General features: G+C 46.6%; 6 protein-coding genes. 3 read left to right on the forward strand and 3 right to left on the reverse strand.

Annotated features, from left to right (window positions below; genetic code table 11):
- Window positions 1-205 precede the first annotated feature (205 nt).
- Window positions 206-1,345, forward strand: coding sequence for a hypothetical protein (locus VIM72_RS12455; RefSeq protein WP_332003159.1), 1,140 nt, complete (start codon window positions 206-208; stop codon window positions 1,343-1,345).
- 42 nt (window positions 1,346-1,387) lie between these two features.
- Here VIM72_RS12455 and VIM72_RS12460 read toward each other — a convergent pair whose 3' ends face one another.
- Together VIM72_RS12460 and VIM72_RS12465 are read right to left on the reverse strand one after the other, a co-directional pair.
- Window positions 1,388-2,257 (reverse strand): hypothetical protein, encoded by an 870-nt coding sequence (locus VIM72_RS12460; RefSeq protein ID WP_332003160.1) that lies wholly within the window; start codon window positions 2,255-2,257, stop codon window positions 1,388-1,390.
- A gap of 62 nt (window positions 2,258-2,319) precedes the next feature.
- Window positions 2,320-3,186 carry an AraC family transcriptional regulator gene (locus tag VIM72_RS12465; protein WP_332003161.1) on the reverse strand — a complete coding sequence of 289 codons (867 nt, stop codon included), beginning with the start codon at window positions 3,184-3,186 and terminating at the stop codon, window positions 2,320-2,322.
- A 79-nt stretch (window positions 3,187-3,265) separates the two neighbouring features.
- Between VIM72_RS12465 and VIM72_RS12470 the strand changes: the two genes are divergently transcribed.
- Both VIM72_RS12470 and VIM72_RS12475 read left to right on the forward strand, forming a co-directional pair.
- Window positions 3,266-3,682: a hypothetical protein gene (locus tag VIM72_RS12470; protein ID WP_332003162.1), complete on the forward strand. Its 417-nt coding sequence runs from the start codon at window positions 3,266-3,268 to the stop codon at window positions 3,680-3,682.
- Window positions 3,683-3,881: 199 nt separating this feature from the next.
- Window positions 3,882-6,419, forward strand: a complete 2,538-nt coding sequence (locus VIM72_RS12475; protein WP_332003163.1) for a phosphocholine-specific phospholipase C — start codon at window positions 3,882-3,884, stop codon at window positions 6,417-6,419.
- A gap of 59 nt (window positions 6,420-6,478) precedes the next feature.
- On the opposite strand, the gene VIM72_RS12480 is transcribed toward VIM72_RS12475, so the two are convergent.
- Window positions 6,479-7,171: a hypothetical protein gene (locus VIM72_RS12480; protein WP_332003164.1), complete on the reverse strand. Its 693-nt coding sequence runs from the start codon at window positions 7,169-7,171 to the stop codon at window positions 6,479-6,481.
- Between the last annotated feature and the right edge of the window lie 78 nt (window positions 7,172-7,249).

Raw genomic sequence — 7,249 nt, forward strand, 5'->3', positions numbered from 1 at the left:
CCCTCTTTAGCTATTTGTACTGATGATAAAGCGGGGAATAAGTCCACCGACTTTGGTGCGCACTATCCCTCTTTTAAAATAGGTAATTCAATTGCCGCATGGATAGGCTGGCAGGCTGGCATCAGTATTTTTTAAATTTAATTTTTTGCATAGGGGTATAGGTTCTTCAACGTGTCGTTATATGGTACGAAATAACTAACACACCATGAGAACATTTTACTTCAGCAGCCGGATCATTTGTTTTTTTGTTTCCGTTTTATTCCTTGCCACTGCAGCGTATGCGCAAACGCCGCTGACCAGTCCAGCGCATATTGGTTTAGTGTATCCGTTAAGCAGCAATGGAAAAAATGCAGCAGCTTATACCAATCATTTTTCCTTACATATTATCGCCGGTGTATCCAAAGCTGAAACCGGCGCCGCTATTGCAGGTATTTCCAATATTATTAAAGACAGTGCCACCGGTGCGCAGATAGCTGGTTTCTCCAATCATATCGGTAAAACATTTCACGCTGTTACGGTATCCGGTTTTATGAACCAGGTAAAAATCAATGGCGACGGCGCTATGGTAGCGGGATTCCTGAATACGGCCGGCAGTATGCATGGTTTCCAGATGGCAGGTTTTGCCAACCTGGTACCGCGTAATGCAGATGGTACACAGGTAGCCGGTTTTATGAACATGGCAGCTAATAACTCACAGGTACAGGTAGCAGGTTTTACCAACATTGCAAAGAAAGACGCCAATGTACAGGTAGCCGGCTTTATGAATACAGCTGAAAATGTGCATTCGCAGGTAGCAGGGTTTATCAATATTGCGAAAAAGGTAAAAGGTGTGCAGGTAGGTTTTATCAACATTGCCGACAGCAGCGAATGTCCTGTAGGTGTGGTGAACATTGTAAAGGGCGGGGAAAAGCAGGTAAGTGTAAGTATTGATGAAACGGCTACAGCCATCGCCTCTTTTAAATCCGGTGGACGGATATTGTATGGCATTCTCGGGGTAGGGTATAATTTAAAAGATAACCCCAATCCCCTGTATGCGCTACAAGCCGGTATTGGCGCGCATTGGCCGTTGTTATCACATTTCAGGATCAACGCAGAAGCAACCACCCTGGTGCTCACCGATTTCAAGAAAGGATATTATCACCGGCAGTCGCTGGGCATATTCCCTGCCTATCGCTTTGGCAGCAGGGTAGAAGTATTTGCCGGTCCTACGTTTAATTTTGTGCAAACAGAACATGGCGTAGGACAGGATATAAGCAATCATTATATCTGGTCGGAATACAGGAGGAACAATAAGTTCCAGGGAGGATACATCGGTGGAACAGCGGGTGTACAGGTAAGGATATAATGGTTGTTCAGCGGAGGAAACGGGCTTCCTCCGCTGATTTTTTTATTTTGAGATCGTATATTTTAACACATTCGCTTCCAGCATAGCGGGTACAATGGCGTTGCCGGCGGCATCCAGTGTAAAATCGGCCGGCCCTGCAATCAGTTCTTCATTCAGTGTGATAACACGGCCGCTGGCCAGATCCAGTTTAAGCAGCACTCCCTTCTTTTCGAAAGCTACCCAGTCGGATATGATCAGTTGTGTATGATGATCCGTGAGCGCAATGCCATCATAATAACCCAGTCTGTTTGTAAGCGGGGTGAATACTTTTTGGGCTGCGTTCATATCAATGTAACCTATTTGTCCGCTTGGTGTATTATCGCTCCCAAAGCCGCATACGTACAGCTTTTTACTGCGGGCGTCGAATACTACGCCATTGGTGCCTTTTATAGGATTGGTATATACCAGTTCCTCCGCGCGGGGATTTTTTCCCAGATGTACCAGGAAAAGCTTATTTACATCAGTAGCGGAAACTACCAGGGTGGAATCATTAATGGCCGCAATATCGTTGAGGAAAGCAGTAGCGGGAGCAAGGTCTATGTTGTATAGTTGTGCGCCTGAAGTAATATCATATCCCTTCACTTTATCGATATCTGCAACAAAGAGGGTGTGATGCAGGATGAATGCGCCTTTGGGAGCGTCCAGCCCTGTGGCCAGCACCTGGTGATCTCCCTTTTTGTTCATCCGGAAAATGATCCCGTTGCCATCCTTTTTCGTGGGATTTGCGCCTTCTCCGATATCGGCAATATAGTAGCTGTTGTTATCCGTGGCCACGCTTTCCGGGGCATGCATAAAGGAGGCGTTATTGAGCCGCTGCTGTGCAAAAGTTTGGCCGGCCATCAGAACGAAAGCCATTATGGGTATGCGTTTCATAGCTGTTTGTTATTTTTTGTCAAAGGTATCATTGCAGACAATGAGGCAATAGCAGGAATCGTTCAAAAAATAGCATTTTTGGTTCGTTGTGCATTTTTGGGGGTGGTGCCGTATAGCTGCCGGTATTGTTTTATAAAGTAAGATACATTTTCAAAACCGCACTCATAGGCGATTTCATTAACATTGCTGCCGGAATGCAGGAGCAGTTCACGGGCATGTTTCAGGCGTTCTTCATTGATCCATTTTTTGGGAGGAGCATCATAGAGGCGGGCAAATTCCCTTTTAAAGCTGCTGAGGCTTAAACCGCACATCTTCGCATATTCTTCCAGGGTAAAAGGCTGAAAGAGGTTGTTGCGGATAACCAGGGAAATATTTTCCGCACTGTGGTCGAAAAGGTGCGATAGGAACGCCCGGACATCCTGCCGGTATTCGCCGCACAGCAAGAGTAGTAAGATCTCGTTTATTTTTAATTCCAGCAGCCGGTTGGTATGTATGTGGGGGTGTTCCAGGTAACCCAGGATGCTGTTACGCACCTGTAGCAGGTCATTTTTACAGGAGATGACCACGGGCAGCGTTGCTTTAATGGCTGGAGCGGGGGCGCCGTCTTCACTGATAAAAGAGCGGAGAAGCGTATCATCCACGCATACCATCAGCGATTGGTAATCGGTGCCATCCGTAATAAAATCGGTCATAAAATAAACGCCTCTTCTTAGCAGTACCAGGTCGCCTGCATGGGCAATGAGGTCGCCTTCCTGGAAATGCAGGTGTTTGGTGCCGCGGAGAATGAATACCAGGCAGTTTTCAGTAAGGAAGCCCTGTTCTCTGCCGGCTTCGGTTGATTGCCTGAACCAGGCTACCACCGATTTCCCGGCGTGTTGCAGCTGAACGGCGGGGATATTTTCAAAAGCTTTCGGGTATCGTGGTAACATGCCATAAAAATACGGATTAGCATGGAATTATATGTTTATGGCATTGTATTTGGTAAAATGATGTTAAACGCAACACAATATGAAAACATGGTTCTACCTGCCGCTGCTGTTACTGGGTTTTATATTGCCCGGTTGCACCAAAACCACCAATGAAGTAGTTATTCCTAACCAAACAATTTTGTTTGAAATAAATCCGAATGATTGGGGACAAGATCCTGATGGAAAATTTTTCTATTCCATTCCTGTAGAGGAACTAAATAATGTAAACCAGCTGGATGGTGTGATTGTTTCCATGGCCAGGTATGATCCGGCGAATCCGACAGTGGTGCCACAGTCATTTGAATTATTGCCGCAGGTGTATAACAATCAATCTTATTTTGTTATCCACAATGACCGGGCTGTAGAAGTGGACATCAAAGGAATAAATGGGGTTGCTTCACAGAAGCCAGCCAGTAAAGTGAGGATTAAAATCGTATTGGTGCCTTCCGCACAGTAAACCGGCTTTACCATTTCTCAACATATATAGAAAGGCTTCCGTATTTAGCGGAAGCTTTTTTTTATGCCCCGTTACTGCATAACCATAATAATAAGATAACGACCATTCTTCACAGTAAATAGCAGATACCACGGGAATTTTACTATTTTCCATTTTCGTATGATCCCTTTACAGTGTACATGAAAATTTATAACGACTAATGGATAACAGAAGAGATTTTATTAAAAAAGCAGCATTGCTATCCGGGGCTGCCGGTGTTTTCAGCGCCTTGCCGGCTTCTATTCAGCGCGCAATGGCCATTGACCCCAGGCCCGGTACCACTTTCCTGGATGCAGAGCATATTGTGGTGCTGATGCAGGAAAACCGGTCGTTTGACCACTGTTATGGAACGCTCCGGGGAGTGCGGGGCTACAATGATCCACGTGCTATACAATTGCCAAACAAGAACCTGGTATGGCTGCAGAGCAATGCAAAGAATGAAACCTATGCGCCTTTCCGGCTTAACATGAAGGAAACAAAAGCTACCTGGATGAGCAGCCTGCCGCATTCATGGGGTAACCAGGTAGATGCCCGTAACAATGGTAAATACGATCAGTGGCTGCTGGTAAAGAAATCAGGCAACAAGGACTGGGCGCCTATGCCGCTCACTTTAGGTTATTATAACCGGGAAGATATCCCGTTCTATTATTCCCTGGCGGATGCTTTTACCGTGTGCGACCAGAATTTTTGTTCTTCTTTAACAGGTACTACTCCCAACAGGCTTTACCTGTGGACAGGTACCCTGCGCGACGAACAAAAGGCGGATTCCAAAGCCAATGTATGGAACGAGGACGTAGATTATGGCCGTGAAGCGCATTGGACCAGTTTCCCTGAACGGCTGGAGGATAACGGCATTTCCTGGAAAATTTACCAGAATGAAATCAGCGCCGCCGGCCTGGAAGGAGAGAAAGACGGCATGCTGGCTAATTTTACAGATAATCCTATTGAATGGTTTGCCGCCTATAACGTACGTTTTGCTGCTGGTCATATTCAGTACCTGCAGCGTAAAATAAAAGAACTGCCGGAAGAAATAAAAAGCCTGGAATCAAAGATGGGTAGCGCTTCAGGGGAAGAAGCCACCAAGCTGCAAAAGAAACTGGAGCAGCACAAAGCAGAGTTGGAGCGGGCAAAGGTGGATGCTGAAAAATTTACCGCAGCTAACTTTGCCAAATTATCCCAACGCGCGCAAAATCTCCATAACAAAGCATTTACTACCAATATTGCAGATCCGGACTACCACGAACTGGAAACCCTTACCTACAAGGATGGCGACACGGAAAGAACCGTACAGGTGCCTAAAGGCGATATCCTGCATCAGTTCAGAACAGATGTAAATGAAGGCAAGCTGCCCACCATTTCATGGCTGGTAGCGCCGGGTGAGTTTTCAGATCACCCTGGATCGCCATGGTATGGGGCCTGGTATGTGTCTGAAGTATTGGACATCCTCACCCGCAGGGAAGAGGTATGGAAAAAGACCATCTTCATTTTATGCTATGATGAGAACGATGGTTATTTTGACCACGTACCTCCGTTTACCGCACCACATAAACCCGGTACCGGAAAGGTATCCGCAGGAATCGACACCGGCCTGGAATATGTAACACGCGAGGAAGAACAGGCAAAGAAATACCTCGGGGCCGACGAGATCCGTGAAAGCCCTATCGGGTTGGGATACCGTGTGCCGCTGGTAATAGCATCGCCCTGGAGCCGTGGGGGTTATGTGAATTCACAGGTATGCGATCATACTTCCATCCTGCAGCTGATGGAACATTTTCTGCAGCATAAAACGGGTAAGCCGATTAAGGAAACCAACATCTCCGCCTGGCGCCGCACTGTTTGCAGTGATCTCACTTCCGTTTTCCGTCCTTTTAACGGGGAGAAAATCACTTTGCCTTTCCCGGAAAGGAACGAATTTATTGAAACCATCTATAACGCGAAGTTTAAGAAACTGCCGGATGAATTCAAGCTGCTCACTGCAGAAGAAATTGCAAAGATCAATGCCAATCCTGCCACCGCAGAATGGATGCCGCAACAGGAAAAAGGTACCCGCGTTGCCAATGCACTGCCTTATGAACTGTATGCAGGTGGAAAGCTGGATGCCGGCAAAAAATCATTTGAGATTAATTTTGAAGCGGCCAGCAAAGTGTTTGGCGACCGTGCAGCAGGTGCTCCTTTCAACGTGTACGCACCGGGTAAATATTTGCAGGAAGAAACGCAAACCATGGAACCGGTAAGAACCTGGTCCTATGCAGTAAAGGCGGGAGACCAGCTGAAAGATACCTGGCCGCTGGCCGCCTTTGAAGACGCACATTATCACCTGAGGGTATACGGCCCCAACGGATTTTACCGTGAGTTTACCGGCGATGCCACCGATCCGCAGGTGGAGATAGCATGTAACTACCAGCGCAGTATTACCAGCAGTAAAAAGCTAACCGGTAATGTGGAACTAAAACTGGTAAACCATGGCACACAACCGGCAACATTTACCATCACAGACCTGGGATATAAAAAAGGCGTGTTGAAGAAAACAGTGGCTGCACGGACTACGGCAACACTGGTGATAGACCTGGCTAAAAGCCAGGGTTGGTACGACTTTTCTGTAAAAGCCACCGGCAGCGACCTGTTCTCGCAGCGTTATGCCGGCAGGGTGGAAACAGGTAAGGAAAGCATCAGCGACCCGGTAATGGGAAGAGTATAGTTTTTATTCACAACGACAGGAAAGAAGGTGTCTCCCCTCACAAGGAGGCGCCTTTCCTTTTATTGCCCTACGGGGGGCGATTGTTTCTTATCTGTTAGCTTCAGCCGGAGTTTGGTAAATAAAGGCAATATAGATTTGCACTTCTTTATAAAGCGCTGCGATAAATCGTGCCGTGACAGGAACGCATGATAAATACGATCGTTGTAGGTGGTGCCATACCCGAATTTATTATGTTCCGGGTGATGCAGGTACCACTGCTCATCTTCTATATGGGTTGGCCACCAGTATTTAACATTACCACCTGTCCGGGTAATTTCTTCTGTCAGGTTCTGACCCGCATCCATATCATCTGTCATGTTCATATCCGGATAGTTCAGCTCTTTTAGGTAGGCAGTGGAAATACCAAAGAAGAAGGGAGAAACATACAGGTTCTTTGCATCACGGAGGTGATTGGCGGTTTGCGCGGCACCCGCAATGGTACGCGGCTCACGGAGATCTTCCAGCAAAGCGGAGAGCCATTCCCGGCGTGTAGGCACGCAATCTATATCAAAAAAGATCAGGTAATCAGTATCGGTTACAGTCCGGCATATGTGATTCAGGAAATCGCCATGACTGAACTGCTCATCAATGATATGATGTACCGGCACGCCAAATTTGCGGAATACCGCTTTTTGATACCGGGGTACTTTCGGGTTTACCTTATGATTATAGAAGGAGAATATCTTAAACGTTTTTTTTCTTTCCCTTGCCATCATTTGTTATTTAAGAACTTTTTAATTGAATTGGTTACTTCATCCTGGCTGGTCGCGAAAGGCGAGAGGTAAAAGAGC

Origin of the sequence: Chitinophaga sp., assembly GCF_036569185.1 — a bacterium.
GTDB lineage: Bacteria > Bacteroidota > Bacteroidia > Chitinophagales > Chitinophagaceae > Chitinophaga.

Bases quoted from the DNA above. Each gene is read 5' to 3' on its own strand.
- VIM72_RS12455 (WP_332003159.1), top strand. From the start codon at position 206: ATGAGAACATTTTACTTCAGCAGCCGGATCATTTGTTTTTTTGTTTCC.
- VIM72_RS12460 (WP_332003160.1), bottom strand. From the start codon at position 2,257: ATGAAACGCATACCCATAATGGCTTTCGTTCTGATGGCCGGCCAAACT.
- VIM72_RS12465 (WP_332003161.1), bottom strand. From the start codon at position 3,186: ATGTTACCACGATACCCGAAAGCTTTTGAAAATATCCCCGCCGTTCAG.
- VIM72_RS12470 (WP_332003162.1), top strand. From the start codon at position 3,266: ATGAAAACATGGTTCTACCTGCCGCTGCTGTTACTGGGTTTTATATTG.
- VIM72_RS12475 (WP_332003163.1), top strand. From the start codon at position 3,882: ATGGATAACAGAAGAGATTTTATTAAAAAAGCAGCATTGCTATCCGGG.
- VIM72_RS12480 (WP_332003164.1), bottom strand. From the start codon at position 7,171: ATGGCAAGGGAAAGAAAAAAAACGTTTAAGATATTCTCCTTCTATAAT.